The organism is Microbispora hainanensis, assembly GCF_006874475.1.
GTDB lineage: Bacteria > Actinomycetota > Actinomycetes > Streptosporangiales > Streptosporangiaceae > Microbispora > Microbispora hainanensis.
Map to the genome: position 1 here is coordinate 1 of NZ_VIRM01000131.1, position 1537 is coordinate 1537.

The following is a 1537-nucleotide window of genomic DNA, read 5'->3' on the forward strand; positions in this document are numbered from 1 at the left end:
CCCGGCGCCTCCGCGTCAGGAGACAGTCGTCATCGCCGTACCGGAGCCCCTGGACACCATACCCTCCGACTACGACGAGGCGGTCGCGATGTCGACCCGTGCGGGGACGACGGTGGAGGAGTTCGCGTCGATCGATGTACCCGACGCGGTACTTGACGGCACGCTCGCTAACCAAAACGGGATGGCGGACACCGTCGGCACCGACAAGTTCAGCCCGGACGATCCGACCGTTCCGGTGCCGGACGACACCAGCAACGGCGACGGAGAGGACGTCGTAGCTCCGCGGGTCCTGAACCACGAGCCTGCTGCCGACGCGAACGAGGTTCCGCTCGAAGCGGTGGTGCGGGTGACGTTCACCGAGCCGATCGGCGGTGCCGAGGTCGCGTTACAGGCGCCCGGCGGCGTGACAGTCTCGGGTTCCCTCGGCTACAGCGATGAGGGCAGCGTCGTTACGTTCACTCCGGACCAGGCGCTGGAGCCCGGGAGTACGTACTTGGTGGAGATCTCCTGGGCGACGGACGACCGGGAGAACACGATGGAGCCGTACACGTGGTCCTTCCGGACGGTCGACCAGGCAGCTGGCCGTTGGAGGTTCGATGAGGGGGATGGCCGCACGGCTGCCGACTCGTCGGGCAACGACCACGATGCGAGCCTGAACGAGACGGCGGCGTGGATCGCCGGAAAGAGCGGGAACGCGATCTCCAACGTGCCGTCGCAGGCACGCGTCGCCGCCTCTGCGGCGGCGGTCAAGCAGGGCAAGGCCGTCGAGGTCGCCGACGAGACGACCGCGACCAGCATCACCTACGCCCAGCCCGACGGAAAGACTTTCAAGACCGAGGTGACTACCGGTCCGGTGCGGACCAGGCAGGGCAGCGGCTGGGTGCCGGTCGACACCGCGTTGGCCGAGCAGGGCGGGAAGCTGCGGCCCAAGGCTTTGGCCGAGGGCACGGTCGTGGAGTTCTCGGCCGGTGGTACGGATCCGTTCGTGCAGATGACGGCGGACGGCAAGTCGTATGCGTTGCGCTGGTCGACACCGTTGCCGAAGCCGACGGTCAAGGGCAGCGTGGCCACCTACATCGACGCCGCCGGTGTCGGGGCTGACCTGGTGGTGACGGCGTTGCCTACGGGGTTCCGGCATGAGGTGGTGTTGCGGCAGCGGCTGTCCAAGCCGTTGGAGTTGCGGATCGGCGTCGAAGACGGGGGCCTGACCCTGTCGGAGGGCAAGGGTGGCCGGCTGCTGCTGAAGGGCAAGGACAAGAAGCTGGTCGCCGCGGGAACCCGGCCGATGGTGTCGGACGGCGGCGCCAGGGACCTGCCGGCCAAGCGGGGCGGGGCCGGCGCGGACGTGGTTACCAAGAACGGCCGTACGGAGCTGGTGCTCACGCCGGACCAGGCGTTCCTGGCCGATGCCGGCACCTCCTATCCGGTGCGTGTGGCGTCGGCGGTCACGCTGCCCCTCGCCGCCGACATGGAAGTCACCACCTTCGACACGGCCGGTTCGCCCGGGGTCACCGACACCCCCTACGTCATGGCCGGT

Annotated in this window: 1 protein-coding gene; it reads left to right on the forward strand. The window is 68.9% G+C overall.

The window, feature by feature from the left end:
• Positions 1–112: 112 nt before the first annotated feature.
• The coding region (locus tag FLX08_RS39795; protein ID WP_167530771.1) for an Ig-like domain-containing domain at positions 113–1537 on the forward strand (1425 nt) is incomplete at its 3' end.